We start from the raw sequence: 26,089 nt of genomic DNA, 5'->3' as shown, positions 1-26,089 counted from the left end.
TTTTTTATGAGTGTTTCTTCATAGTTCTTAAAGTAGAAGCAGCGATTTTAATTTTAGTAGTTGTCCCATCTTCTAATTTAATTCTAACAGTTCTTAAATTAGGTAATGATCTTTTTTTTGTTTTATTGTTTGCATGACTTACATTGTTTCCTACCATAGGTCCCTTACCGCTAAAAAAACATCTCTTTGCCATCAAATATCCTTAATTTTTAAAATAACCTTAATTTTAACAAAATATATATAATATAAACATTAAACTAAGAATCTAGCCTCTCTTTAATGTCTTGCACAATCTTAAAACCATGATTTAGTGCCGCCGCAATGGAGCCACCATTTTTATACAAAATATCACCTGCGATATATATATTTTTCACAGAGCTTTCATGATTTTCATCTACAACAGGAATTCCATCAGAATCTATTTTTAAGCCACACTTCTTCAAAAAGTCAATTGGAGCTATACCGCCAATAGCATAGATAATTCTGTCATAAGTATCACTTGTGCCATCTGTATAATTAACTTTTGGCTTACCATTACTATCCTCTAATGATTGTATATCAACCCCAAACTTAGGTGTAATTGATTGTTTATTTAGACAACTATCCAAATTTTCCTTATTAACATCATTAATTCTTGAAAATTCTGTTTTTCTATAATTTAAAATTACTTCATTTGTTTCACTTAACACACAAGCATATTCAACAGCAGAATTCCCACCGCCAACCACTAAAACCTTTTCTCCTTCTTGCACTTCATTAGCATTGAAGTTGATAATCTTGCGCAAAGTGCTTGGCAATTGATATGAAGGCTTATTTGGTTGCCCCATTTTACCTATTGATATTATTATAAATTTAGCTTTAATGGTCAAATTATCAGTAGTATGTATGACAAAATTTTCACCATCTTTTGTTATAGATTCTACTTCTGTGTTGAATCTTGCCTCAAAATGGTTATCTTTAATAATGTTGTCAAACAAATCTAGTGTGCTCTCTTTTGTTCCATCGCAAAAATAAATATTACCATCAAGTTCTATTTTTTGACCCCTATAATCCTTATCAACTCTTTTTCTATCCTTATAAAACTTCCTAATAGTAGTAGAATGTCCATCGCCCTTTTCAAACAAAATAACATCTTTGATTCCCAAGACAACAGATTCAACCGCAGACGCGATACCACCAGGACCACCACCAATAATAGCAACTTCATATATATCTTTCATTTATCTTTACCTTTCTTTGTAGTTTTACTAGCTACATGACGCAAATCATCTTCACTATCAAACAACACACCTTGCATCATTTTCTTTTCATCATCAAACTGCCCATTCTTCAAGCCCCAAACAAAAGCTATAAGACCTATTAGTCCTATAACCAATGAAGTGGCTATCATAACACTAACCATAGTTGTATTCATAGGATATCTTTGCATCAACTTCAAAATAAAAGCTTCAATTATATCAAAATTTTAATCTTCTTTTAAAATAATTACTGCAGCAACAGCAAAGCCACTATCATGCGTTATAGATAAACTGGTAGATTGTATTTTAAAAGTCTCTTGCACCCTACTACTTAGCCTTATACTGGGTGCTCCACTATCTAATTTGAAGATTTCTATATCGCGAAATGTTAATTCCTTTGAGATTCCGCATTTAAGGGCTTTTGAGACTGCTTCTTTAGCAGCCCAAATCCCAGCTATACTCTGCGGACTTTTAGCCATTATCATTTCACTATCACTCAAGAATCTAGCCTTGCCTTTGTCTCCAAACTTTTCAACAAATGCCCTCATTCTCTCTATTGAAACTAAATCAATTCCAATTTCTATATTCAAAACTTATTGCACCACAAACTCTGTAAAGAATACATTAGCAACTCTACCATCAACTAAAAACTCGTTTAATCTCTCTATGATCTCTTCTTTTAGTTTTTGCTTGCCCTTGCTAGTTTGCACTTCTTCAAAAGTTTTTGAGCTAAGAATTGTAATTAAAACATCTCTTATAATATCCCTCTTTGTATCTAGCTCTGCAGTCATTTCAGAGACGCTAAGCTCCAATGCTATGGAAGTTTTTAAATATCTTTTGCCACCACCAGAAGACATTAGATTAACTATAAATTGATCCACAGGATACATAGTTCCAATACTGAGCAAACTGCTATTTGGATTTGCTGCACTTCCTCTATTTGACGCACTTTGTAATTGTTCTGTCGGAGCTGTAGCTTGTGCTTGCATTTCTTCTTCATTTCCACCGCTAAATATCAATACAGCTACCAAAATAAGAACTATCAAAAGCAAAACAACAACACCGATGATAACAAAAAGTATCATTTTGTTCTGCTTTAATGCTGATAGTTTAGATTCCTTACTTTCTTGTTCTTCTTCTGCCATATTAAACTCCTAAGATATTGATATGTTAATTTTTGAAATATTAGCTAAATAAATATGCGTTATGCAAATAATGTGTTATGTTTATATAAAGATAAGTTTAATATAATCAAAAACTTTTAAAAACAACAAAGGAGAACACATGAGCTATACACAAAAAATAATACAAAAAGTAGAATCCCTATACCCAGACCAAGTAGAATTTCACCAAGCAGTAAAAGAAGTATTAGAATCCATACAACCTGCACTACAAAAAGACAAAAGATACGAATCTCATAAGATACTAGAAAGAATCGTAATACCAGAAAGACAAATAAACTTCAGAGTAACATGGGAAGATGATAATGGAGAGATTCAAGTAAATAGAGGATATAGAATCGAATTTAGCAGTGCCTTAGGACCATATAAAGGAGGTCTAAGATTCCACCCTAGTGTTACAGAGGGTATCATTAAGTTTTTAGGATTTGAGCAAATCTTCAAAAACGCATTAACAGGACTTTCTATGGGAGGCGGTAAAGGTGGAAGTGACTTTGACCCAAAAGGCAAAAGCGATAGAGAGATTATGAGATTTTGCCAAAGCTTTATGAATGAATTATATAGACACATAGGAGCTACTACCGATGTTCCAGCAGGAGATATAGGTGTAGGAGGAAGAGAGATAGGATATTTGTTTGGACAATATAAAAAACTAACCAACAGATTCGATGGTGTTTTGACAGGTAAATCCCTATTATGGGGCGGAAGCTTGGTTAGGACAGAGGCTACAGGATATGGTAGTGTGTATTTCGCTCAAGAAATGTTAAATAATAGCAACTTTGGCTCTCTAGCAGGTCAAACATGTCTAGTATCAGGTAGCGGAAATGTAGCAATATACACAATAGAAAAACTACAACAACTAGGTGCAAAGCCAGTTACAATTAGCGATTCAAAAGGCTTTATATATGATGAAAGCGGTATTGACCTAGCATTATTAAAGGAAATAAAAGAAGTAAGAAGAGAAAGCCTAGAATCCTATGCTAAAGAAAAAAAGAGTGCAAAATACACAAGTGCAAATGACTATCCAAAAGATTCAAACCCAATTTGGAGCATACCTTGCTTTGCTGCATTCCCTAGTGCAACTCAAAATGAAATCAACAAAAAAGACGCAGAGATTCTAATAAAAAATGGTTGCAAATGTGTAAGCGAGGGTGCTAATATGCCATCAACCATAGAAGCTGTGCATAAATTCTTAGATGCTAAAATATGCTATGGTCCAGGCAAGGCTGCTAATGCTGGTGGTGTAGCTACAAGCGGATTGGAGATGAGTCAAAATGCTTCAATGACCTCATGGAGCTTTGAAGAAGTAGATACAAAATTACACAATATAATGAAAAATATATATATAAGTGCAAGTGAGACTGCAAAAGAATTTGGAGAACCTACAAACTTAGTCTTAGGTGCAAATATAGCAGGCTTTAGAAAAGTAGCAAATGCAATGATAGAACAAGGAATCTAAAGGAATCTAATGGCTTTTATAGTAAGAGTAATATTTTTATTTTGCTTTATTTTAATCAGTGCAAATGCTATTGAATTTAAAATATATCAAAAAGATTCTCTAAGCTTCAGCAATACAGAATATCTAATGAGTGAAAAGTTAGATGGTATAAGAGGAGTGTGGAATGGCACCTCCTTATTAACTAGAAATAACAATGAAATAAAAGCTCCAAAAGAATGGACAAAAAACTTTCCGCCATTTATGCTTGATGGTGAATTATGGATAAAAAGAAATTCTTTTGAGCAAATATCGAGTATTGTTAGAAACTCAAAATCAAGCATAGATGATTGGAGAGAAGTTACATACAATGTATTTGATGCACCAAATATTTGCGATTCTTGTACACTTTTAGAAAGACTAGACTTATTAACCAAATACTTACAAGAAAATCCAAATGAAAACATAAGAATAATCCCACAACATATAATAGCAAGTGAAGATGAATTAGAAGCATATTTTGATAATATAGTAAAAAATGGTGGCGAAGGGCTAATAATAAGAGAAAATAAAAATCCAAACATAGCCTACAAATATAAGCCATACTATGATAATGAATGTCAAGTTATAGGTTATAAAGAAGGTAAAGGAAAGTATGAAGGATTAGTTGGTGCATTAGTGTGCAAAACAATAATCAAGGATACAGAAATAATACTTAGCATAGGTTCTGGTCTAAGCAAAAAAGACAGGGCAAATCCACCAAAAATAAATAGCATAATCACATACAAATACAATGGACTAACAAAAAATAATGTCCCAAGATTCCCAGTGTTCATAAGAGAAAGAGTTGAATAAATGTTTGACACAATAGAATCGCAACTATATGCAATATTAGTAGCATCTGTTACTATTCTTTCTGTTATGAATCCTTTTGGAAATCTCCCACAGTTTATATCCATGACAGAAGAGTTAGAATCTCAAGTCAAACAATATCTATTTAGAAATATTCTTTTTACCTCATTTATAATTGTGATTATTTTTATATTTATAGGTCCTTTTATTATGAAGTATTTATTCAAGGTAGATTTAAACGACTTACGAATCGCTGGTGGATTACTTTTGATATTAGTAAGTTTAAAAAGCCTATTATTTACACAAAGACACAACTCTAAAGCACAAACAAACCTAACAAAATCAGAGCTACTAAGTCAGTCAATAGTGCCAATGGCATTCCCAATGCTTGTAGGTCCTGGAACGCTATCGACTATAATAATATTAATTGAAGTAAGTGGGCTTATGACAACTTTATATGCTGTAATTGCTAGTTTTTTGTTTATGTTTATATTATTTCATTTTGCTGCTACTATAGAGAGGGTTTTAGGAAAGCTAGTCTTACATGTGCTATCAAGGATTGCCCTAATTTTCATAATGGCTATTGGGGTAAAAATGATAATAATTGGTATCCAATCAATAATCGAGGTGTGATATTTTTAGTAAATTATATGACGCACTAAATGCAAAAACTGCAGATGAAAAATGCAACCTAGTAAAAGAAATATGGAAAAATTTTGAAGATTTATACACAGATAAAGAAGCAGAGATTTTGCCACTATTAAAGCCAACATTTGCAAACTTCTGCCAAGTAGTAAGCCCAAAGGAAGTGCCACAAGGAAAGATTTTAAAGCAAGATATTCATCTAGCTTACTTATTGCACTCAATAGTGCATATAGAATTTTCTGCAATAGATTTAGCCCTAGATAGTGCATATCGCTTTAGAAACATGCCAAAACAATACTATTATGATTGGATAGAAGTAGCAAAAGAGGAAGTAACTCATTATGAAAAATTGCATGGTTTATTAGAAACTCTAGGTTTTAAATATGGAGATTTTAAAGTGCATGATACTTTATTTCAAGCATTAAAAATTTGCAAAAACCACCTAGATAGAATAGCCCTAGTGCCTAGAGGCATGGAAGCTGTCGGCTTAGATGTAAATCCATTTCTAACAACAAAAATACAAAAAAGCAAACATAAATTACAAAATGAAATTTTAGATGTTTTGTATCTAATTTTTAACGAAGAAATAAGTCATGTAAGCAAGGGTAGCGTGTGGTTTAACTATCTATGCGATATAAATCATATACAAATAAAAGAAAGACCAACTAAATATATTGAAATTCTAAGCAAATACAATTTCAAACTCCCAAAAGCAAACACTCATCTAAACAAAGAAGCAAGGATCAAAGCAGGCTTTAGCGCAGAGGAGATAGATAAACTTTATTTATTCTCCTCTTAACATTACTTGCTAGTTCTGTTTGCTGGGTGCTGATAATCTGGCTTATCACAACCACTAATAACAAAAATTGAAGCAATAATTCCTAATAAAAATAAAAACTTTTTCATATTTTTCCTTTATAGTTTTATGATTTTTGCGCCAAATCCACCAGATTTCTGTGGGGCATCTACAAACTCTACCACCTTTGGGTGAGATTGCAAAAAATCCCTAACCAAAGATGAAAGCCTACCAGTTCCAATTCCATGATATACCAAAACCTCATCAAACCCTGCTATTAGACTATTTGATATAAACTCATCTAACGCTTCAAGCGCTTCTTCTCCCCTCATACCATGCAAATCAAGCATTACATTTGCATTCTTTGGAGTTTCTACATTGAAGCTACTTTGCTTTGTCTGTTGGATTTGAGTATGCTTTAGTTTATCAATCCCTACTCTAAGCTTCATGCCATCGGTCATTTGCACCAAAGCTACATTTTTTTGCAATTGCAAAATAACCCCCTTAGAGTTGCCGTATTTTACACTATCTCCTATTTTAAATTCCTTTACCTCTATACTTTTTATAGCCTTTTGCTCTTTAATTGCTTTTAGTATGTTGTTTGCTGTATTTAATTTTCTATGAATCTCTTGTGAGCTTTTTAGCTTGACTGCTTCTTTGGCTTCATTAATTGCATTATTGTAGATTCTCTCTAACTCACGCTTTTTAGCTTCAAATTCATTTTGCAATGCTTCTTCTTTGTGTTTTAGATTCTGTAGCTTATTATCTAGCTCTTGTAGTTTTAAATTTTCATTTCTTATTTTATTTTGTAGCTTCATTTCTAGTTTGGCAGAGTTTTCTATTAATTCATTTAATCTTTCTTTATCTGCTCCATGCAACTCTCTTGCTTTATTTATTAGCATTTTTGGTATGCCATATCTAATAGCAGTCTCAAATGCATAGCTTTTGCCTATTGTTCCATCTAAAAATTCATAAGTTGGAATCTCTTTTCTTTCATCATACAATGTAGCTAATAACTGCACTCTACTATCCCCAGCCATTAGTGAAGCTAGACGCTTATGATGAGTTGTTAGAATTATTTTATTTCCCTTACTTGCTAAATTATCAAGTAGAATCTGAAATAACGAAGCTGCCTCATCACTATCAGTTCCTAACTCTATTTCATCTACTCCAATTATTCCTTCTGTTTTCTTTAAAATCTCACTAAATGCTAGCATTCGTCCTGCAAATGTGGAAATATCATTTTTGCTACTTTGTGGGTCATCTAATATTAAATCGATAAATTTAAAATTACCAATTGCTGATTTAGATGCATTAATAGGCATAGGAATTAGGTATTTTGACAAAAACACAACACTTAAAATAGACTTTAGTAGCATTGTTTTACCACCTGCATTTACACCTGTAATCATAAGTATATCGCCACTAAAATTAATGCTTATGGACTTTGGATTTTTTAATGCCGGATGTTTAAATTCACATATTTTAAGATTCTTAGAATCTTTTGTAAGTAAGAATTCTAAATTTTTAACCCTAGCAAAATTTAGCCTTGCTTGATAGTTATCAAATCTATCAAACTCCCTATTTATGAATTTCAAAAACAATAGATTCTTAGTAAAAGTTTGTGATATGTCCCTAGCAATTTCAAAAATTAATTCTTCTTTTTTGTTTGCAAGAGTGCTTAATTTATCCCTCATGGACGCAATCTGACTTGGCACAACATAAAAAAACCCAAACTTAGACCTATTAATTATGCTTCCTTTTAATACATTATTAAACCCAGCCCTAAGTAATAGGCAGTCCTCATCATCTACCAAATGTATCTGACTATCAACCAAATATGGTATTAAACTTTCCTTTTGCAGATATTCTCTTAAGATGTTTTGTATATCTCTTTTTATAATCCTTATGCTCTCACACACAGAATCTAGCTCTAAATATACACCCTCTTTTATCTTGCCATTATCTTTAAAGGTCTTTGTAATCTCAAGTATTGGTGATGGGATATTAATCCCGCTAATCCACTTATCTAAAAGGCTTTTGGTATCTAAAATTGACTTTAATGACTTTAGATATAAAAAATATTTGATAATTTTTACAAATTCAAAAATATCATCTAGGTGCAAATGCCCAAATTTACGCAAAAGTTGCAATTCTTTATCTAAATTTTTAACCTCTTTTGGCGAAGTAAAGTCTATGTCTTCTAGCTCTTTTATGTAGCTTAGGTGAATCTTGCTATCACCCTCTAGCTTTATATCCTTCTTTCGTGCTAAAAAGGTCTCAAAAAGTGATATATACTCTTCTAAATCAAGCTTTTTAACTAACTCCATACTTACTCTTTATGGCAATTCTTAAGAGGAATATTAACTTTATAATACTCCCCCTCCTTGCCTATCACACTAAGTGTGCCACTTACAAAATTAAACTTCGTATTATTAACATCAATATTATCACCATTTAACTTGCATGTGATATTTCTACCTTGCAAGAAAACTTCTGATAATTGCCTTATGTAGCTTTCATTTTTATCTTGCATAGAAGTAAAAATACCAATACAAATTGCAACAAACAACAACACTCCACCAACAACAAACCTAGCATTAGCACTTAGAATCTCAAACCTAACAAGTAATTGCACAATTAACAAAATAACCAATACAACTAAAATTACAATTAGCCAATAATGCATCAAATTCCACCTCTTAACTGATAAGTCAAATCTCCTGCATTAAACCCAGCTATAATCCCGCTATTAAGACCTAGAATCTTTTTATTATCTTTATATATCTCTAAGCTATCTCCAACCCTCTTTACATAGTCAGCAAAAATAGGATTATACTTTGCAAATAACTTTTCAAAATCAATCTCTCTTCGTTCTTCTCCCACACAATACACAGGTAGAATAATTAGTCTATCAAGCCCATAAAAACACTCAACAAAAGAATCTAAATTATCGCACAACCTAGAATATTTATGTGGCTGCCATATACCGCATAAAGAATCTGCTTTTATTAAATTTTGATATATCTTTAAAGCCTTTATAGTTGTAGAAATTTCAGTTGGGTGATGTGCATAATCATCAATAATCACACAAGATTTATTGCATAAAATATCGAATCTTTTTTTGATTCCTACAAACTTTTTTATATTTTCTCTAATCTCATCTAACCCAATACAATCCACAACACTAAGTATCGCTAAAGACGCATCTAATGCTATATGTTTTCCTATTCCATAGCATTCAAAATATCCATAATCTATATCTTTATGTGTTAATCTAAATTTGGTCTTAGGGATATTATTATCCAAAATATAGCTAACATCGCTTATATCTTTGCTTGGATATAGCTTTATACATGGGATATCTAAACTCCCCAAAAAACTATCTTCTGCATTAATCACTCTTTTTTTTGCTAGAAGCAAAAACTCTCTATAAGCTCCATAAAACAACTCTAAATTATGCTCATAAGTCTCCATATGTTCTGGTTCTGCGTTTGTTACAATCGCACAATATGGATTGCAGTTTAAAAAACTCTTATCAGATTCATCAGCTTCAAAAACAACAACATTATCACATGCCCTATCATCACACACAACTCTAACATTTGAATCAAACTCTTTGCTTAAAGCCCCTATTAGAGAGTTTGCATGTTGCATTATAGAAGATAGTATTGCACTTGTCGTGCTTTTCCCATGTGCTCCTGCTACTGCATATACTTGTGTATCTTTTAGTATCCATTTTAGAGATTCTTTTCTTGACATTATTTTGATATTTTTTTCCCTAGCCTTTTGCAATTCCACATTATCACTTTTAATAATACTTGAGTGTATTATTAAATCTTGGTCATTTATAATGCTTGAATCATGCGGGATTTGAACTATTATTCCAGCCTCTTTTAATTGCTTAGTAATCACCCCTTCGCTCACATCAGAACCAGTAATGCTAATCCCCTTACTTTGCATATATCTAGCAAGTGCTGATATACCAATACCACCTATACCGATAAAATGAATCTTTTTTATAGACACTTTTTTATCCCATGTAATGCAGTTTTTATTATATCTTGCGTATAAACCAATGCCAATCTTACATATCCTTTGCCCGGATTTATACCATTATCACACCTAGATAGAAAGCTACCCGGTAAAACTAATATATTCTCTCTTAATAACAACTCCTTAGTCCATTGCAAATCATCACCAACATAAAGCCAAACATAAAATGTCTCACTAGGCACACTAATGCTAAGAATCTCACTTGCTAATTGCAGATTCTCTTTATATTTTTGCCTATTTTCTTCTACACTTTTTATATCACGCCATGCAAGTGAAGCCGCCCTTTGCAGTGGGCTTGGAGAAGCTGCTCCAACATATGTTCTATATCTTGCATATTTTTGTAGTATTTCTCTATCTCCTGCTACAAATCCACTTCTTAAAGAAGGAGCACTAGATCTTTTGGAGATAGAATTTATAGCTAAGATGTTTTTGAAGCTTTTATTATTTGCCTTAATACTTGCTTCAAGGATAGAGCATGGTGGATTTAGAGAATATATATCACTATAACACTCATCATTTATAAGCACGAAGTTATATGTCAGTGCATTTTCAACCCACTCTTGTAACTCATCTATGCTAAGAGAGATTCCAGTTGGATTATTTGGAGAGTTAAGTATTACAACATCACATTTCTCCATATCTTCTTTAGATAATGTTGGTTTATACCCATTTTCTTTTGTTAGATTCATATATATACTATTTGCCTTAGAGGCAATAGTAGCTCCCTCATATATCTGATAAAATGGATTTGGGTGAGCTATTGTAGGATTTTGTTTATTAAAAAGTAAAAATTGAGGCAAATTAAACAAAACTTCTCTAGTGCCAAATGTTGAGACTATTTCATCTCTAGCAATCTCTATATTGAATCTATTTTTCACATATTCGATAATGGCGTTATTTAAAAAGTCTTCACCTGCAGTTTTTGGGTATTTATTAAATAACTTTACATCTTCACAAACAGCATTACAGATAAACTCTGGAGTATCAAATTGTGGCTCACCAATGCCAAGTGATATTAAGCCATCTTTTTTTGGAATCTCTTTTATTAAATCATTTAATTTTTCAAAAGGATATGGTTGAAAATCCATCATTTTCTCCTTTTATGATTTTTGCTATCCGTTTGTTTTGTGTTTTTACCCCCAGAATCCCTTTTGTTTCTAGTATCTTTTCTATCTCTATGATTTCTGCTTCTAGGTTGCTTTTTTTTCTTTATGGATTCTAGCTCATTATTGAATCTTATTAAATCCTCTTTCTTATAACCTATTTTATTTGGTCCTATGACTATGCTTTCTTTTAGTATCATGGATAATAATTTGCAAACTAATTGTGCTATATCTACATTGCCTCTAAGTTGCTCATAAAGTCGCAAAGATTCATCGCTTATATCTTGTTTTAGTATATTTTCTATCATTTTTGATTCTTTATTATGCAAAACATCTTGTATGCATGGAATCTCATATAGCTCTATTTTTGCCTTTGTGCTTTCTTTTATCTTTCTTATTTCTTTAAACTCTAAAGGAGTAGCAAGAGTGATTGCAACCCCCTTTTTACCAGCTCTGCCGGTTCTACCTATCCTATGCACATAACTTTCAGAGTTTAGCGGTATATGGAAGTTAAACACATGGCTAACCCCACTAATATCAAGCCCCCTTGCTGCAATATCTGTTGCAACCAAGATATTAATTTTAGATTCTTTGAAACTTTTTATGGATTTTAATCTATCTTTTTGCTCCATATCCCCATGCAATGCTAGTGCGTTATAACCCCTATCAAGCAATCTTTCACATAAAATATCTGCTTCTTTTTTAGTTCGCGTAAAAATTATTGCCTTATTTGGAATCTCACTATCAATAAGCCTAACAATAGCTTCTTCTCTCTCGTTTTCATTAATTATGTAATACCTTTGAGAAATATCAGTATTTGTTGTGTTATCAGGCGTTATTTTTATTAACTTTGGATTATCCAAAATCTTCTGTGCAAGGTGCTTTATTGGCGTTGGCATTGTCGCAGAGAACAAAAGTGTCTGCCTATCATTTGATAAAAACTCAAAAATCTCTTCAATATCATCTAAAAATCCCATATCAAGCATTTCATCAGATTCATCCAAAACAACAAATCTAGGACAAAAATTCTTTAATCTATCATTACGCAAATGATCTAATAGCCTACCGGGAGTTGCAATTACTACTTGTGGTTTTTTGCCCAAAAGCTCTATTTGTCTTTTTATTGGTTGTCCGCCATATAATGAGACCGTCTTTACATTATTAAACTTCCCAAGCCTAAAAATCTCATCGCTAATTTGCATAGCTAATTCTCTAGTTGGAGTTATAATTAATGCTTCAATTTCACCATTGTTTTTCATCTTTTGCAAAAGAGGAAGTCCAAATGCAGCAGTCTTACCAGTGCCTGTTTGTGCTTGTGCTATTACATCTAATCCATCTAGTATTATAGGTATTGCTTCTTGTTGTATTGGGCTTGGCTCACTAAACCCAGCTTCCTTAATACCTCTTAAAATATTTTTTTTAAATCCAAAAATTTCAAATCCGTTTTTATTATCTTTAGTAGTTTTCATTATATCCTCGAAAAAGCCCAAATTATATCACATTTATCAATCTGCAAACCCAAAGCGATTTTCTTTGGATTGTTTTGCAATCAATAAAAATGGAGTTTTTTCATTGGTTTTTAGCATTCTGCCCTCTTTAATTAGGGAGTTTATATCCTTCCAAATATTATTTTTATCAACATATATCTTGTCAAATTTTGTCTCACTCATATATGCAAAATACATAGTATGCTTATATGCAGTCTTAACACAATTAAACTTATTTTGTGCAAGAATCTTTAGCTTCATTTCCATAGCTTCTTTTTCATCTGAAGTAACTATTAGATAATATCTCTTATGTTGCTTTTTTAACTTGTTTATATGATGATAGAGCAAGTTGTCATATTCATTTAGTTTATGTTTATTTAGCCTATCTAAATATTGTTCTATATAGTATGTTGTAATTGGAACCATTTCATTTTCTGGGTTTTTAAAATAGATTTTTTCAAAAGACACAGAATGCAGTGCTTTGCTATAAATTTTATCATCTAAAATGCTAAAGCAAATATCAAGTCCGCTTTTTATCTTTTTATAAATCCTTTGATATGTCTTTGCAAACAAGCTTTGAAATTCTTCAAAATAATGCTTTTCAAACTGCTCTTTTAATGACATTAGTGTTGTAAATTTATGCTCTAACTTTTGCTCTTCACTTAGCAGGTGATTCATTTCAGATTCTAGTTTTTCTTTTTTTGCCTTGCTTTCACTTACATTTAGTTTACTCTCAATACGCCTATTTAGCAATGATACTTCACTTTTAATACTAGCAATCCTTTTTGTAGCAAATGCCTTTGAATCTCTAGCATTATCTATTGCTGCAAGTAATGCCTGAAAATGACATTGTTGCGATAGAAAAAACTGCTCAAAGATATACTTGACATTCAAGTTTTGATTCCTCTCAAACTCCCTAAATGCTGTCTCAAGTCTAGCAACAACACTTAGCTCTTCCATAAAATCATCTTTTTTTATTGTTTTATCTATGTTTAATAAATTATCAAGTGCCTTTGGAACAAATTTTTTCACATAAAAATAATCATACAAAAACTCACCATCTGATAAATGCAAATCATTTAAAAATGAAATTGCTAAAAATTCTTCTTTAAAATAACACTTAATTGAATCTACAAGCCTGATAGTAAGTGGTATAGTTGTGATGTTATCGTAGTTTGTTTGCTTATATATCTTTTGCACCATTTGTGCTCTTATGTTGCTTTGGAGCGTTTCTAATTGTTCATCAGTATCATTATGCCAAAAATCATATTCACTAATTAGAGTATTTCCACCAAATTCTTGAAACTTAGATACCCTACAATCAGTAATCACATTGTCATTATTGCACCTAAATTCAACATACATACCCACCATAGGCATAACCTTCATATCATGCCATGTCTCTTTTGTGAATTCAAAAAGCATTTTAGAAGAGTTTATAACTACCCCCTTGCCATTACTGCTTAAATATCTGACTATTCGCCCATGCATATATCACTCTTTGTATAAATTTTTGTATATTCATCTTGCATTAATTCTTTAAGTTCGTTATACCAATCATCTCCACTAGGAATAAAAGATTCTAAGTATTTAATTGTAAAATTGGAATTATCAAACTTAAATGCACCAACATCTAAATTAGCCCTAGTTCCACAAAACACTATCGGTTGCACCTTTAACTTAAAGTTATCTATCAAAACCTTAGCTCCTTGCTTGAAAGGTAATAGCTTCTCTCCTCCTTTTGATCTAGTGCCTTCTGGGAAGATACATAGCACTCTATTGTTATGCAATCTATCTTCTGCTTCTTTAAGTAGCCTTATTATCTCTCTTTTACTCTCTCTATTTATAAGTATCATTTTTGGTGCCTTTAGTGCATGTCCATACAAGAAAGCTTCACCTAACTCCTTTTTAGCAATCCAACATAAATTAAGAGGACATATAGCCTCTAATACTATTACATCCATGAAACTTTGATGATTCATTACTAAAATTTGTGCTTCTTTATCTATGCTACCAATCTCCTCATATTTCACACAAAATATCTTTAAAAATATTTTAGCAACAAATCGCCTAATAACCCTATTATATCGCCCAAACATATACATAAACAAAATAGCAAAAGGCACAACAACTAGCACATATACTACAGCATTAAAGGCTCTAATTTTGGACATCATTCTTCTTAACCCACCCTATTCTATCATCATCTAATAAAACCTTGTAATATCCTCTCTTATCATCTAAAATCTTAACTTCTAATACATTATTTGTTGTCATAATTATTGTAGAGTTAAAGGTAGGCTGAATCCTAATTGGTATATTTGCCTTTAACACCGCTTCACTCCTAGAAGATAAAACCACAAACAAAACTACAAGCAATGCTACAAATGCAACAATAAAAATAACTTTCCTCTTATAAAAATAAAGTCCAATAAAAATCAGTAATAAAAATAAAATTATAGATACTTTAAAAAATTGCAAATTGTTTTTTGGCTTTATATCGCTTTGAGTGCTAACCCTCTCATCATGAGGGATATTTTCAACTTGTAATTCAACATATTTTGATTGCTGTGTATTAAAATAATCAAAAGAAATAACACCTAAAGACTTTGGCACTATTACATAATAAAATGCTACAGATTCTTTGTAATTTCCATCTTTGCTTTCAATGCCCTGTTGAGAATAATTATCTAAGTAAAAATCAAACAAATTACCAACTTTACTAGCAAGTTGAAAAACAGCTAGATTATTTTCAGAATCATAAGTTGTAATTTTTGTATCTAATATTCTTAAATCATTTGCAATAACTTGAGAATATCTACCCTTTCTATCAAGCTTGATTGCTTTACCACGCATAAAATCCGTGCTTTCTGTGAATTCTCCATCGCTTGTATTTATCGTAACTTTTAGCTTAGGTATTGAATAGCTTGTCTGCTTTATTTGAAAATAAAATGTATTTTTCAAGCTAGAATCTGGTTCTAATATCCAATTTTCCTGCGGATTTAAAATAGCAACACTATCATTTTCTACAATAAATTCCGTCTTTATCGTGGAATAATCTCCAAAAACTAACATCTTAAAATCAATAGGAATTATTTGATTTACATACAAAATATCATTAGAAAAATTAACCACATTTAAGTAAATATGTTTTGTAATAACAGCATTATTTTGAATGCTTGTAGTGCTATTTGCCTCACTTGTTATATTGTTTTGATTGCTACTATTGTAGATTAATTCTTTGATTTCTTTTGTTAGCTCGTTTGATTGTATGGCTTCTTGTTGTTCTCTTGTATCATTAGTCCTAGTCAAGCTAGAATCTAATGACACATCACTTTGTGCATACAATAATAGTGAAAATAGAAAATATATAAAAATTTTCATAGAATCCTAGACTTTACAAACCCATGTAACATTTTAAGTCCAGCATCATTGCCAAGAAGACTATCCACCGCTCTTTCTGGATGTGGCATAAGACCAAAAACATTTTTTTGCTTGTTGCAGATTCCTGCTATATTGTTAATAGAACCATTTATATTATCTTTATACCTTAATATCACTTGATTATTTTTTTCTAATTCTTCTACATTATCAATATAATAATTACCATCAGCATGGGCTATAGGGACATTAACCATATCACCTGTATTGAAGTTTGATAAAAATGCATTATTATTATCCACCACTTCTAAATCTACACTCTTTGATATGAAGTGTAGATTCTCATTCCTCTTCATAGCACCATCTAATAATCCACTCTCAAGCAATATCTGAAAACCATTGCAAATCCCAAGCACATATCCACCATCATTGGCAAACTTAATAACACTCTTCATAATCGGAGAAAACCTAGCAATAGCACCACTTCTCAAATAATCACCATAGCTAAAGCCACCCGGAATTACGACAAGCTTAGTATCACTTGGTAAAGATTCTTCTTTATGCCAAATTATCTTTGTCTTTACCCCAAGTAAAGAATATGCATACTCCATATCATATTCACAATTAGTGCCCAAAAATTGTAAAATAGCTACACTCATAACAATATCTCATAATCTTCTATAACTACATTAGCCAACAAACTCTCGCACATCTCTGTAACTTCTTGCCTAACCTTTTCTTTATCATCACTATTTATGTTAAGTGTAATTATTTTGCCAACGCTAACATCGCTTACGCTATTATGTCCCAATGATAGCAATGCATGGTGTATAGCTTTACCTTGAGGGTCTAAGATTCCACTTCTTAATCTTACTTTTACTTCAACTATCACATAAACTCCTATTAGCCTAAAATACGCTTTAAGACTTCTTCATAAGCCATTTTGACATTACCTAAATCTTGTCTAAATCTATCTTTATCTAGCTTTTCATTTGTATCTTTATCCCAGAATCTACAAGAATCAGGAGTAATCTCATCTGCTAACAATATCTCACCATCACACATTCCAAACTCTAACTTAAAATCAATCAAATTAAGATTCTTGCTATCAAAAAATGGTCTTAATACATCATTGACTTTTCTACCTATCTCTCTTAATTTATCTAGTACCTCTAATGAACTAACGCATTTTAAAATCAACGCATGCTCATCATTTATAATAGGATCACCAAGAGAATCATCTTTATAATAAAATTCAACCAAAGTAAATGGCAATACTTCGCCTTCTTTAATACCCAACCTCTTACTTAAAGAACCTGTTGCTATATTTCTAACAACAACTTCAATAGGGATTATCTCTACGAGCTTACAAAGCATCAAATTATCGTCTAATGTTTCTACATAATGTGTTTTGATACCATTTTTTTCCAAAAGTTTAAAAATTTCAGATGAAATTTTGCAATTTAATGCACCTTTGCCACTCTCACTACCTCTTTTTTCAGCATTAAACGCAGTCAAATCATCTTTAAATTCTGAAATAACCAACTTAGAATCACTAGTCTTGTATAGCTTTTTACCTTTACCTTCATATAATTGTTCTAACTTTTCCATATACAACTCCTATATCACAGAAAATATCTTTAGTGCATCTATTGCACTTTTTAATTGTATATCTTGTAGCACTTGTTTTTGTGTTATTGTGTTTTTTGACTTATCATCTTTTTTATTCTTAGCTTTAGTATTCTCCACCTTTTCTAACTCACCCTCTAAATGTTTTTGCAAATCAGCCTCTTTTATGCTAAAGAGATTATCACTATGTGGCACAACACCCGGCTCTACTTTTATATCAGGAGTTACACCTACTGCCTGTATTGTTCTGCCACTAGGGAGATAATATCTAGCAATTGTAAGTCTTAATGCCTCCTTCTTTTCGGTTGGTAATATAACTTGCACACTACCTTTGCCAAATGTGCTCTCTCCTACTATTATCCCTCTTTTATTGTCCTGTATAGCTCCAGCTACAATCTCGCTTGCACTAGCACTTCCATTGTTTGTCAATACAACCAAAGGAGTGTTAGCGTAAGGCGTCCTTTTTGTAGCTTTATAAACTATATTTTCATCTTTAATCCTACCCTTTTGAGATACAATTACACCATCTTTAATAAATAAATCACTAAGCTCAACTGCTTGATTTAGTAATCCTCCTGGATTATTTCGTAAATCCAAAATGATTCCATCTAATTTTTTAAATTTCTTAAGCTCCTCTTCTACTCTTTGGCTTACTTTTTTATCAAATGAAGTTACACGCACATAAGCATAATTAGTATCTTCTATTGTCCTTGCATACACAGATTCAACTTGAATGTTATCTCTTACGATATCAAATACTAAAGGTTTTGGTTCATTTTTTCTGACTATTGTTAGCTTTACTTTTGTTCTAGGCTTTCCACGCATTTTACTAACAGCATCATCTATATCCATATTTAATGTGCTTTCATCATTTATCTTTAGGATAATATCTCCACTTTTTAAACCAACCTTATCGCCAGGAGTGCCTTCAATTGGTGCCACAATAGTAATTCCACCATCTTTTAGTGATATTGTTATACCTATCCCACCAAACTCTCCATCTGTTTGAATCTTTAAATCATCATATTTGTCCTCATTCAAATACGCAGAATGTGCATCTAAATTTGACATAAGACCATTTATTGCCTTATCAACAATTTCATTTAAAGTTAATTCATCAACATAATACTTCTCAATAGTGCCAATCACTTTTCTTAGCTTATTATAAGCTTCTAATCTAGATTCATCATCATTGGCCAAAACAGGAAAAACAAACAAAACCGAAAACATCAAAGCTATACTAATAGCCTTAGAAAATCCACACAAAAATTTCATCATTACAGCCTAAAAATTAAGTTAATTGTCTATTCTAACTCAATAACTCTTATATGTTAATTATTTTGCAAAAGTTTTTTACAAAGCTCATAGTCTTCCTTGATTCCTATGTCTATAAATGTATTATCAAATACAATTCCAGTTGCATTAAGCTCTCTAAAATGAATCTCTAAAAAAGTTTCAAAAGAAAACCTAGAATCTAAAACAAACCCATTAAAAATATCTTTTTTTATTTTATAGATTCCAGCATTTATATAGCCCTCTTTAAAATATTTTTTTTCTAAAAAGCTCTCTATATACCCATTATTTATAACAACAGAACCATATCTATCAAAATTAGTCATATACTTTAAAGATAAAGAAATACTAGAATCTAAAAGTCGAATATCATCTAAAGAAGGAGTAAAGTAAGTATCTCCATTTATCACATAGCATTCGCTACTAGTTATATATTCTAATGCTTTTTTTATAGCCCCACCTGTACCTAATGGCGAATTTTCTATGCTATATTTCACTTCGATACCCAAATATTTATCTCTAAAGTAATCAACTATAAATTCTTTTTTGTAAGATACAGCCAGTATTACTCTTAGAACACCTTGTGCTTTAAGATATTTAAAAATGTAGTGTAAAAATGGCTTACCATTTATATCTGCCATTGGTTTTGGAACATCTTTTACTACATCTCTTAGCCTAGTTCCAAGTCCACCTGCTAGGATTATTACTTCTTTCAATTTAAACTCTCCAGCTAATAAGTCCATCTTTTATAAAGTGGAATTCTTGGACATAACCTTGCTCTTTATTTAGTTTTTGTATTAATTTATGTTTTTTTATAGGATCAACTAAGAAAAACATAAAACCACCAGCACCAGCACCACTTGTTTTACCACTATAAGCACCATTGTTGATTGCTAGATTATAGATTCTATCTAGCTCATCATTGCTAACTATATTTGACAGCTCTTTTTTACTTTCCCAAGATCTACCAAGTATTTCACCAAGATGCTTGAAGTCTGCCTTAAATAACGCCTCTTTCATCTCTATTGAATCTTTCTTTATTCTATGCATAGCCTCTAGTGAATTAGAATTCCCAAGAGAGCCTTTTTTATGCTCCTCTACATCTTTTGCCTCTCTTGTTATATTTGTGAAATACAGCACAATTCTTTCTTCTAATTCAGCTACTATCCAGTTTCTAATTCTTAGAGGATTAACCACCACCCTTTTGTTATCATAAAACTCCATAAAATTAAACCCACCAAAAGTAGCTGCATACTGATCTTGAGCACCACCAACTATACCTAAATCTTCTCTTTCTATCTCATATGCTAATTTTGCAATTTCATACTCTCCAAGAGGTATATTAAGCCACTCTGCAAATGCACCCAAAATTCCAACCACCAAAGTAGAACTTCCTCCAAGACCACTACCACTTGGCACATCAGAATATGTGTAAATAGAAAAGCTAAGAGGTTTTTTTATATAATCCTTTATTAATCTATTATAAATTGCTTTATAAATATCTATCTTGCCATCATACTCTAAGTGTATATCAGAATCATAAACACAGCAAATATCCAAATCAGAAGATTCAAAGACTATTCTTTTATCATCTCTAGCAATCAGTGTGCAATGCACATATAGAGATATTGTAGCATTTAGCACACTACCTACATACTTATCGCAATACAAATTTATATCAGTTCCACCACCTGCCAGTCCCAATCTTAATGGTGTTTTTGTACGAATTATTTCAGACATTTGCATACTTATTGACATGCATCAAAGGAAACGCTCTTAAAAGCTCCTTAATTCCATCATCTAGAGATACATCAGGACTCCAACCTGTGCTTTCTAACTTTTTATTACTAACCAGATAATCCCTTTTGTCAGGATCTTCCCCTATACAAGCAGAATGTATATAAAGTGAAGGCACATATTCTTTTATCTTTTCTGCTAATTGTCTTTTTGTTAGATTCGCACTACTAAGCCCCATATTATATGCTTCACCTTTCATTTTAGAATAATTCTCTATCCCCCATAAAAATCCCTTTACAACATCCCTTACATGAATATAATTTCTTCTAAAATGCTCTTCAAAAAGAACCAAAACACGATCTTTATAGGCTCGATAAGTAAAATCATTTACAAGCAAATCAAGTCTCATTCTAGGAGAGATTCCAAACACTGTTGCAAGTCTAAAAGTAACTGCATTTCCTTTATTTAACAAATACATTTCAGCTTCAACCTTATCAATTCCATATTCAGAAATAGGGTTTAGTGGAGAATTTTCATCACATTCTTTATCTTTATCACCAATTCCATAACCACTATTCGTATTTGGATATATAAAAAGTTGTGAAGAAGAAGCAATATCAGCCATAGTCTTAATAGCCTCAAAATTAATCATTCTAGCTAGCGTCGGATTCTTTTTACATAATGGTGCTCCAACTAATGCTGCAAGCGGTATTAAAACATCTGCTTTTGCTACTTCTCTTTTAATCAAAGAAGTATCCAAAACATCTCCCAAGATAAAATTAAACTTCTCATATCTAGCACAAGAAAGCAATGAATCTTGTCTGAATGATAGATTATCTATAACACTTACACTATATCCCTTCTCTAACAATGTCGGCACAAGCATTGAACCTATATACCCAGCTCCTCCAGTTACTAAAACATTCATAACCACTCCTTATATTTTCAATAAAAATGCATCTTTTCCATCACCAATTGGCATAGGAACTATTCCATTATTCTTTGCAAACTCATCTACAGCTTCTCTAACTCCAGTATATCTTAAATGAAAATAATCATCTACTAAAAGCACCCCCCCCCCCTACTAATCGTGGGTAGAAAAACTCACATCCTTCTTTAATTGGAGCATACAAATCTGTATCCAAATTTACAAAACAAAATTTCTCATTTTGTGGAATCTCTTTTGCGGTATCCGGAAAATAACCTTTTATGAAATAACAATTTCTCAAGTTTGTTAATTTTGACTTTACTAAATTTATGGAAGTATCGCTAAAATCACTAGAAGTAGAATTAGAAAATCCCATATCTTTATCTATTTTACAATCATCCTCGCTAAAACCTTCAAATGAATCTAAAAGATAAAACTTAGACTCAGGGAAAAGTAAGTTAATATATTTTGCAAATTCACCCTTATAAACACCTATTTCGGCCACACTACCGCTAATATTATTTTTATGAAAAATATTGCTCAAACTAGATAGAAAATCAACCCTCACGCTAAAATGTGCATATTCCTTATCAATTACACCATCTTTTATACCAACACTACACAACTCATCTAATGCTTCTTCTCTCTCAAAAGTGCCTAAAAATATCTTATCAAACTCCAAATTCTTCAAATCGCTTGGAGAATAGACATTGTATTTTACTCCATTTATCTCTAGCTTAGAATCCCCGCCTTCATACCTATTATCAACAAATCCCAACACTTCATAATCAAATCTTAACTGAAGCAAAATTTGTCTGCCTCTCCTACCTGTCCCAAAAATCAGTGCTTTTTTCATATAAAACCTTTAAAAAGTTAAGATTCTAACAAAAAAACTTTTAAAACACTCTATATAACATTTGGTGTATCAATCCAAGCAAAACAACCATCACAAACACTCATAGCACCTCTGCCTTTTTGTAAATGAATCTCTCTTATGCTTTGTAATTTTTTAGATTCTTGCCACACTTCCTTAATGCTTTGTGTATCTAGATCGCCTAAGACCACATTTCTACACTGATCTACACAGCAAAGTGCAACTTGACCATCAGCTTTAATAACCATAGTATTAAAAAGCACATAACATGGTATATCCCTTATAGCATTATACTCATTATCTACAGTATCGCTAACAAGTAAATCTACTCCCTTGTCTCTAACCTTATCTGTCATAGAAAGAGATAAATCATCAACCTTAATACCATCTCCAAAACTAGAATCTAAAAACTTCTCCCAAAAACTCAAAATATAAGGTATGTCATTTTTGGTTACTTCACTCTTTATTACGCTAATACGCACAGATACATTTTTCTTTAGACTATCTCTAAGCTTTATAAACTGCAAGATATTCCCTAATACTTCTTCAAATTTCAATCCAACCCTTATATTCTCATAAGTTTTTTTACACAAACTATCAATAGAGAAATTAATTCTATCTATACCACTATTTAATATTTCAATAGCTTTTTCTTTATCCATAAGCGAAGCATTTGTTGTGATACTGACTCTTATACCACTTTTAGATATTTTTTCTATTCTTTGTGCTAATTTTTTGTCCATCAATGGCTCATTTCCAACAAACATAGCCACCTTTTGGACCCACTCTCTATTATATATTATCTCATTACTTATTTTGTCAAATAATGCATCGTCCATATATGGCTTTCTTATATTTTTACGCCATTCTTCAATACCACACATCACACATCTAGCAGTGCAATTATTTGTAGTTTCTAAATTTATAAATCTAGGAAAATTATAATAATCCTCAAATTTTTCGCCCTTACCACCTTGCAAGATTCTATCTTCTACATACTTTTTTCTATCTAACATCTTTTAGCCTTTGTGCTTTTATACCATTCATACATCATCTCTATTCCGTCTTTTAACTCTATAGTATGCTTAAATCCATAAGAATGAAGTTTTGAGCAATCAGGCAGCTTTCTAAATGTCCCATCAGGCTTAGAAGAATCAAATACAATTCCGCCGCTAAACCCAACAATTTCTTTAATCATAAGAGCTAATTCATTTATTGATACATCTTCACCAATACCTATATTTATATGAGTGTTCCTAACTTCTTTTAGATTCTTTGATACATCGCTAAAATTAATATTATCCATAACAAAAATACATGCCTTAGCCATATCACTTGAGTGCATAAATTCTCGTCTAGGATTCCCACTTCCCCATAGTGTTACTTTATCTTTATAGATTCCTATTTTTTCTAAAATTACATTTGCATTATATATATCTTCTACACCCAAATCTTGGCATACTTCATTATACTTTTCTAATTCCAAAAGCTTAGCTAAATGAAACTTCCTAACTAATGTTGGCAAAACATGTGCATTTTCAAAATCAAAAGAATCATTTTCACCATAAATTCCAGTAGGCATTACAGAAATAAAATTTGTCCCATATTGCAAGTTATAAGATTCGCACATTTTTAGCCCTGCAATTTTGGCTATTGCATATGGTTCATTTGTGTATTCTAGCTCATCTGTTAATAGATATTCTTCTTTTATTGGTTGTTTTGATTCTTTTGGATATATGCAAGTGGTTCCTAAAAACAGCAACTTTGTTACACCAGTTAAATATGAAGCATGAATAACGTTGTTTTGAATACTTAAATTTTCATATATAAAATCAGCCCTATAAGTGTTGTTTGCCAAGATTCCACCAACTTTTGCAGCACACAAAAACACATAGTCAAATTTCTCTCTTGTAAAAAACTCAAAAGTATCTTTCTGATTTATTAAATCAAGCTCTTTATGTGCTTTTCTAACTATGTTTGTATAACCCTTATTTTCTAACTCTCTAACTATTGCACTTCCAGTTAATCCATATCCACCGGCGACAAAAATCTTAGAATCTTTTTTCATTATCTACCCTTTGCTTCAATATCTCTATCTGACAATATTGGATCTATATCTCCCCATTTTATATTGAATCTCTTATCATTCCATGGATATGTAAATTGCCTATCAAAATCAGTATATTCTCCGTTATATGCAAGCTTATAGTAATACACAGCTTCTTTGCTTCTTACATAATGCGCATTACCAAAATTTGGTGGGATAAGAATCATTTTTTGGTTTTTTGTATTTATAATAAATCCCTCGTATTTACCAAAATTTGGACTATCCTCCCTACAATCTACAACAACTTGCATAACTTCACCATAAACACATGTCACAAACTTCCATGTATTGCTATCACCATGAATCCCCCTTAAAACATTAAAATGGGAATTAATAAATTTATCATGGCAAAATCTAGTGCCTTTAACTAAACTTTTTAAAGATTCTTCCATAAAGGCACTCCAAATATCACCCCGTAAATCACTAAATTTATTTGGCTCAATTATATATACTTCAGGTAAAATTAACGATTGCCTAATTTTAAAGTCTATTGCCATATATAGCTCCCTTTAATTCTTGTATCTCTTTATAAATAGTATCTAATGCAAAGTTGGTAAATGTATTTTCTTTTCTAGTTGTGTTGTAGAAATTTAACAAAGCAGATTGTGAGATACTTCTTGCAATTAGCTCCTTTTCACTAACGCTCTCTAATGGTAAATACAAATGAGCTGGTATAAACTCACTCTGAAAAGCAGACCACAAATCCCAATGAACATATTTTAGATCTCTCATAACTCTATCTATTCTTACAAAATCTGGAGCAAAATTTGCCTCTAAATAAATTATAGGTCTATTTTTAGCTATCAAATCGCCCCCCCCCCCGACTACTTCTGCTTCCATACCTTCAACATCAATCTTAATTGCAGATATCTTTTCTTTTATATTAAAGCTATCTAATGTTTTGCATTGTATAGATTCTCTACCTTCTTTTTCGCCCATGCTTAATGACATAGCACCCATATTTTCCACATACTCTACATCAAAATAAGCCTTATGTTCCTTATTTGAAATTCCACAATTATGTATCTTAACTCTTTTTTCAAATTTATTTAGCTTAACACTCTCTTGTGCTATACAAAATAGTTTCTTATTTGCTTCAAATCCTATTACATTTATGCCATGTGCGGCTAGATACATCGCATGATTCCCTATATTTAAACCCACATCAAGCACATACGAATCCTTATCTAACCTACTTACCATATCCTCTAATAATACATGCTCAAAAGGTCTATTTTCTGCATAAAGTATCTTTTGGATTGCATCTACCTCTTTGTTTGGTAAATACATCTTATAACTCACACTACCAACTTTTATGGTTAAAATATCATTCTTATTCATAATATCTCC

At 31.7% G+C, this 26,089-nt stretch carries 30 protein-coding genes; 4 read left to right on the top strand and 26 right to left on the bottom strand.

Annotated elements, in window-relative coordinates:
• Window positions 1-4: 4 nt before the first annotated feature.
• From rpmB to fliL, 5 genes are all read right to left on the bottom strand, one after another.
• Window positions 5-193: a 50S ribosomal protein L28 gene (rpmB, locus tag PF022_RS00345; protein ID WP_271021268.1), complete on the bottom strand. Its 189-nt coding sequence runs from the start codon at window positions 191-193 to the stop codon at window positions 5-7.
• Window positions 194-257: 64 nt separating this feature from the next.
• Window positions 258-1,220, bottom strand: coding sequence for an NAD(P)-binding domain-containing protein (locus PF022_RS00340; RefSeq protein WP_271021269.1), 963 nt, complete (start codon window positions 1,218-1,220; stop codon window positions 258-260).
• Entirely contained in the window at window positions 1,217-1,414 is a 198-nt protein-coding gene (gene ccoS, locus PF022_RS00335) for a cbb3-type cytochrome oxidase assembly protein CcoS (RefSeq protein WP_271021270.1), read from the bottom strand. The genes PF022_RS00340 and ccoS overlap by 4 nt, the downstream gene beginning before the upstream one ends.
• Window positions 1,415-1,465: 51 nt before the next feature.
• Window positions 1,466-1,822 (bottom strand): holo-ACP synthase, encoded by a 357-nt coding sequence (gene acpS, locus PF022_RS00330; protein ID WP_271021488.1) that lies wholly within the window; start codon window positions 1,820-1,822, stop codon window positions 1,466-1,468.
• A 9-nt stretch (window positions 1,823-1,831) separates the two neighbouring features.
• Window positions 1,832-2,383: a flagellar basal body-associated protein FliL gene (gene fliL, locus PF022_RS00325; protein ID WP_271021271.1), complete on the bottom strand. Its 552-nt coding sequence runs from the start codon at window positions 2,381-2,383 to the stop codon at window positions 1,832-1,834.
• Window positions 2,384-2,522: 139 nt separating this feature from the next.
• On the opposite strand from fliL, the gene gdhA reads away from it, so the two are divergent.
• The 4 genes from gdhA to PF022_RS00305 are packed head-to-tail and all read left to right on the top strand — an operon-like array spanning window position 2,523 to window position 6,147.
• Window positions 2,523-3,875, top strand: a complete 1,353-nt coding sequence (gene gdhA, locus PF022_RS00320) for an NADP-specific glutamate dehydrogenase (RefSeq protein ID WP_271022398.1) — start codon at window positions 2,523-2,525, stop codon at window positions 3,873-3,875.
• A gap of 9 nt (window positions 3,876-3,884) precedes the next feature.
• Entirely contained in the window at window positions 3,885-4,706 is an 822-nt protein-coding gene (locus PF022_RS00315; RefSeq protein ID WP_271021273.1) for a DNA ligase, read from the top strand.
• Window positions 4,707-5,336 carry a MarC family protein gene (locus PF022_RS00310; protein WP_271021274.1) on the top strand — a complete coding sequence of 210 codons (630 nt, stop codon included), beginning with the start codon at window positions 4,707-4,709 and terminating at the stop codon, window positions 5,334-5,336.
• A gap of 1 nt (window position 5,337) precedes the next feature.
• Window positions 5,338-6,147, top strand: coding sequence for a ferritin-like domain-containing protein (locus PF022_RS00305; protein WP_271021489.1), 810 nt, complete (start codon window positions 5,338-5,340; stop codon window positions 6,145-6,147).
• Window positions 6,148-6,263: 116 nt separating this feature from the next.
• On the opposite strand, the gene PF022_RS00300 is transcribed toward PF022_RS00305, so the two are convergent.
• From PF022_RS00300 to PF022_RS00200, 21 genes are all read right to left on the bottom strand, one after another.
• Window positions 6,264-8,474, bottom strand: a complete 2,211-nt coding sequence (locus PF022_RS00300) for an endonuclease MutS2 (protein WP_271021275.1) — start codon at window positions 8,472-8,474, stop codon at window positions 6,264-6,266.
• Window positions 8,475-8,476: 2 nt separating this feature from the next.
• Window positions 8,477-8,833, bottom strand: a complete 357-nt coding sequence (locus tag PF022_RS00295; protein WP_271022397.1) for a hypothetical protein — start codon at window positions 8,831-8,833, stop codon at window positions 8,477-8,479.
• On the bottom strand, window positions 8,833-10,167 hold the full coding sequence (gene murC, locus PF022_RS00290; protein ID WP_271022553.1) for a UDP-N-acetylmuramate--L-alanine ligase: 1,335 nt from the start codon (window positions 10,165-10,167) through the stop codon (window positions 8,833-8,835). The genes PF022_RS00295 and murC overlap by 1 nt, the downstream gene beginning before the upstream one ends.
• On the bottom strand, window positions 10,164-11,288 hold the full coding sequence (locus PF022_RS00285) for a succinyldiaminopimelate transaminase (RefSeq protein WP_271021277.1): 1,125 nt from the start codon (window positions 11,286-11,288) through the stop codon (window positions 10,164-10,166). The genes murC and PF022_RS00285 overlap by 4 nt, the downstream gene beginning before the upstream one ends.
• The gene (locus PF022_RS00280) at window positions 11,288-12,772 is read right to left on the bottom strand and encodes a DEAD/DEAH box helicase (RefSeq protein WP_271021278.1); all 1,485 of its coding nucleotides are present in this window, start codon (window positions 12,770-12,772) and stop codon (window positions 11,288-11,290) included. The genes PF022_RS00285 and PF022_RS00280 overlap by 1 nt, the downstream gene beginning before the upstream one ends.
• A 36-nt stretch (window positions 12,773-12,808) precedes the next feature.
• Entirely contained in the window at window positions 12,809-14,281 is a 1,473-nt protein-coding gene (locus tag PF022_RS00275; RefSeq protein WP_271022396.1) for a hypothetical protein, read from the bottom strand.
• Window positions 14,266-14,964 (bottom strand): lysophospholipid acyltransferase family protein, encoded by a 699-nt coding sequence (locus tag PF022_RS00270; protein ID WP_271022394.1) that lies wholly within the window; start codon window positions 14,962-14,964, stop codon window positions 14,266-14,268. The genes PF022_RS00275 and PF022_RS00270 overlap by 16 nt, the downstream gene beginning before the upstream one ends.
• A complete protein-coding gene (locus tag PF022_RS00265; protein ID WP_271022392.1) occupies window positions 14,951-16,174 on the bottom strand; it encodes an SH3 domain-containing protein in 1,224 nt (407 codons plus the stop codon). Before PF022_RS00265 ends, PF022_RS00270 begins: the two co-directional genes overlap by 14 nt.
• Window positions 16,171-16,830 (bottom strand): phosphoribosylformylglycinamidine synthase subunit PurQ, encoded by a 660-nt coding sequence (gene purQ, locus PF022_RS00260; RefSeq protein ID WP_271021282.1) that lies wholly within the window; start codon window positions 16,828-16,830, stop codon window positions 16,171-16,173. The genes PF022_RS00265 and purQ overlap by 4 nt, the downstream gene beginning before the upstream one ends.
• Entirely contained in the window at window positions 16,827-17,063 is a 237-nt protein-coding gene (gene purS / locus PF022_RS00255) for a phosphoribosylformylglycinamidine synthase subunit PurS (protein ID WP_271021283.1), read from the bottom strand. Before purS ends, purQ begins: the two co-directional genes overlap by 4 nt.
• An 11-nt stretch (window positions 17,064-17,074) precedes the next feature.
• Window positions 17,075-17,782 carry a phosphoribosylaminoimidazolesuccinocarboxamide synthase gene (gene purC / locus PF022_RS00250; RefSeq protein WP_271022391.1) on the bottom strand — a complete coding sequence of 236 codons (708 nt, stop codon included), beginning with the start codon at window positions 17,780-17,782 and terminating at the stop codon, window positions 17,075-17,077.
• A 9-nt stretch (window positions 17,783-17,791) separates the two neighbouring features.
• Entirely contained in the window at window positions 17,792-19,030 is a 1,239-nt protein-coding gene (locus tag PF022_RS00245) for a S41 family peptidase (RefSeq protein ID WP_271022551.1), read from the bottom strand.
• Between the two features lie 101 nt (window positions 19,031-19,131).
• Window positions 19,132-19,809 (bottom strand): sugar phosphate nucleotidyltransferase, encoded by a 678-nt coding sequence (locus PF022_RS00240; RefSeq protein ID WP_271021285.1) that lies wholly within the window; start codon window positions 19,807-19,809, stop codon window positions 19,132-19,134.
• Window position 19,810: 1 nt separating this feature from the next.
• On the bottom strand, window positions 19,811-20,833 hold the full coding sequence (gene hddA / locus PF022_RS00235; RefSeq protein WP_271021286.1) for a D-glycero-D-manno-heptose 7-phosphate kinase: 1,023 nt from the start codon (window positions 20,831-20,833) through the stop codon (window positions 19,811-19,813).
• Window positions 20,826-21,758, bottom strand: a complete 933-nt coding sequence (locus PF022_RS00230) for an NAD-dependent epimerase/dehydratase family protein (protein WP_442908563.1) — start codon at window positions 21,756-21,758, stop codon at window positions 20,826-20,828. The genes hddA and PF022_RS00230 overlap by 8 nt, the downstream gene beginning before the upstream one ends.
• A 9-nt stretch (window positions 21,759-21,767) precedes the next feature.
• Window positions 21,768-21,902 carry a hypothetical protein gene (locus PF022_RS00225; RefSeq protein WP_271022387.1) on the bottom strand — a complete coding sequence of 45 codons (135 nt, stop codon included), beginning with the start codon at window positions 21,900-21,902 and terminating at the stop codon, window positions 21,768-21,770.
• Window positions 21,886-22,614 carry a TylF/MycF/NovP-related O-methyltransferase gene (locus tag PF022_RS00220; RefSeq protein ID WP_271022386.1) on the bottom strand — a complete coding sequence of 243 codons (729 nt, stop codon included), beginning with the start codon at window positions 22,612-22,614 and terminating at the stop codon, window positions 21,886-21,888. Before PF022_RS00220 ends, PF022_RS00225 begins: the two co-directional genes overlap by 17 nt.
• Before the next feature lie 50 nt (window positions 22,615-22,664).
• The gene (locus PF022_RS00215; RefSeq protein WP_271021289.1) at window positions 22,665-23,648 is read right to left on the bottom strand and encodes a radical SAM/SPASM domain-containing protein; all 984 of its coding nucleotides are present in this window, start codon (window positions 23,646-23,648) and stop codon (window positions 22,665-22,667) included.
• Window positions 23,642-24,700 (bottom strand): GDP-L-fucose synthase family protein, encoded by a 1,059-nt coding sequence (locus PF022_RS00210; RefSeq protein WP_271022385.1) that lies wholly within the window; start codon window positions 24,698-24,700, stop codon window positions 23,642-23,644. The genes PF022_RS00215 and PF022_RS00210 overlap by 7 nt, the downstream gene beginning before the upstream one ends.
• On the bottom strand, window positions 24,700-25,236 hold the full coding sequence (locus tag PF022_RS00205) for a dTDP-4-dehydrorhamnose 3,5-epimerase family protein (protein WP_271021291.1): 537 nt from the start codon (window positions 25,234-25,236) through the stop codon (window positions 24,700-24,702). Before PF022_RS00205 ends, PF022_RS00210 begins: the two co-directional genes overlap by 1 nt.
• Window positions 25,220-26,080 carry an FkbM family methyltransferase gene (locus tag PF022_RS00200; RefSeq protein ID WP_271022383.1) on the bottom strand — a complete coding sequence of 287 codons (861 nt, stop codon included), beginning with the start codon at window positions 26,078-26,080 and terminating at the stop codon, window positions 25,220-25,222. Before PF022_RS00200 ends, PF022_RS00205 begins: the two co-directional genes overlap by 17 nt.
• Window positions 26,081-26,089: the final 9 nt, after the last annotated feature.

The organism is Helicobacter sp. WB40 (genome assembly GCF_027859275.1).
In the GTDB taxonomy this organism is placed as follows: Bacteria; Campylobacterota; Campylobacteria; order Campylobacterales; family Helicobacteraceae; genus Helicobacter_D; species Helicobacter_D ibis.
Note: the sequence above shows the minus strand (reverse complement) of the source record. Positions and strands in the feature narration are given on the sequence as shown.

What these genes read in the sequence shown, in the direction of transcription:
- rpmB (WP_271021268.1), bottom strand. Translation starts at nt 193, where the DNA reads ATGGCAAAGAGATGTTTTTTTAGCGGTAAGGGACCTATGGTAGGAAAC.
- PF022_RS00340 (WP_271021269.1), bottom strand. Translation starts at nt 1,220, where the DNA reads ATGAAAGATATATATGAAGTTGCTATTATTGGTGGTGGTCCTGGTGGT.
- ccoS (WP_271021270.1), bottom strand. Translation starts at nt 1,414, where the DNA reads ATGAATACAACTATGGTTAGTGTTATGATAGCCACTTCATTGGTTATA.
- fliL (WP_271021271.1), bottom strand. Translation starts at nt 2,383, where the DNA reads ATGGCAGAAGAAGAACAAGAAAGTAAGGAATCTAAACTATCAGCATTA.
- gdhA (WP_271022398.1), top strand. Translation starts at nt 2,523, where the DNA reads ATGAGCTATACACAAAAAATAATACAAAAAGTAGAATCCCTATACCCA.
- PF022_RS00315 (WP_271021273.1), top strand. Translation starts at nt 3,885, where the DNA reads ATGGCTTTTATAGTAAGAGTAATATTTTTATTTTGCTTTATTTTAATC.
- PF022_RS00310 (WP_271021274.1), top strand. Translation starts at nt 4,707, where the DNA reads ATGTTTGACACAATAGAATCGCAACTATATGCAATATTAGTAGCATCT.
- PF022_RS00300 (WP_271021275.1), bottom strand. Translation starts at nt 8,474, where the DNA reads ATGGAGTTAGTTAAAAAGCTTGATTTAGAAGAGTATATATCACTTTTT.
- PF022_RS00295 (WP_271022397.1), bottom strand. Translation starts at nt 8,833, where the DNA reads ATGCATTATTGGCTAATTGTAATTTTAGTTGTATTGGTTATTTTGTTA.
- PF022_RS00285 (WP_271021277.1), bottom strand. Translation starts at nt 11,288, where the DNA reads ATGGATTTTCAACCATATCCTTTTGAAAAATTAAATGATTTAATAAAA.
- PF022_RS00280 (WP_271021278.1), bottom strand. Translation starts at nt 12,772, where the DNA reads ATGAAAACTACTAAAGATAATAAAAACGGATTTGAAATTTTTGGATTT.
- PF022_RS00275 (WP_271022396.1), bottom strand. Translation starts at nt 14,281, where the DNA reads ATGCATGGGCGAATAGTCAGATATTTAAGCAGTAATGGCAAGGGGGTA.
- PF022_RS00270 (WP_271022394.1), bottom strand. Translation starts at nt 14,964, where the DNA reads ATGTCCAAAATTAGAGCCTTTAATGCTGTAGTATATGTGCTAGTTGTT.
- PF022_RS00265 (WP_271022392.1), bottom strand. Translation starts at nt 16,174, where the DNA reads ATGAAAATTTTTATATATTTTCTATTTTCACTATTATTGTATGCACAA.
- purQ (WP_271021282.1), bottom strand. Translation starts at nt 16,830, where the DNA reads ATGAGTGTAGCTATTTTACAATTTTTGGGCACTAATTGTGAATATGAT.
- purC (WP_271022391.1), bottom strand. Translation starts at nt 17,782, where the DNA reads ATGGAAAAGTTAGAACAATTATATGAAGGTAAAGGTAAAAAGCTATAC.
- PF022_RS00245 (WP_271022551.1), bottom strand. Translation starts at nt 19,030, where the DNA reads ATGTTTTCGGTTTTGTTTGTTTTTCCTGTTTTGGCCAATGATGATGAA.
- hddA (WP_271021286.1), bottom strand. Translation starts at nt 20,833, where the DNA reads ATGTCTGAAATAATTCGTACAAAAACACCATTAAGATTGGGACTGGCA.
- PF022_RS00230 (WP_442908563.1), bottom strand. Translation starts at nt 21,758, where the DNA reads ATGAATGTTTTAGTAACTGGAGGAGCTGGGTATATAGGTTCAATGCTT.
- PF022_RS00220 (WP_271022386.1), bottom strand. Translation starts at nt 22,614, where the DNA reads ATGAAAAAAGCACTGATTTTTGGGACAGGTAGGAGAGGCAGACAAATT.
- PF022_RS00215 (WP_271021289.1), bottom strand. Translation starts at nt 23,648, where the DNA reads ATGTTAGATAGAAAAAAGTATGTAGAAGATAGAATCTTGCAAGGTGGT.
- PF022_RS00210 (WP_271022385.1), bottom strand. Translation starts at nt 24,700, where the DNA reads ATGAAAAAAGATTCTAAGATTTTTGTCGCCGGTGGATATGGATTAACT.
- PF022_RS00205 (WP_271021291.1), bottom strand. Translation starts at nt 25,236, where the DNA reads ATGGCAATAGACTTTAAAATTAGGCAATCGTTAATTTTACCTGAAGTA.
- PF022_RS00200 (WP_271022383.1), bottom strand. Translation starts at nt 26,080, where the DNA reads ATGAATAAGAATGATATTTTAACCATAAAAGTTGGTAGTGTGAGTTAT.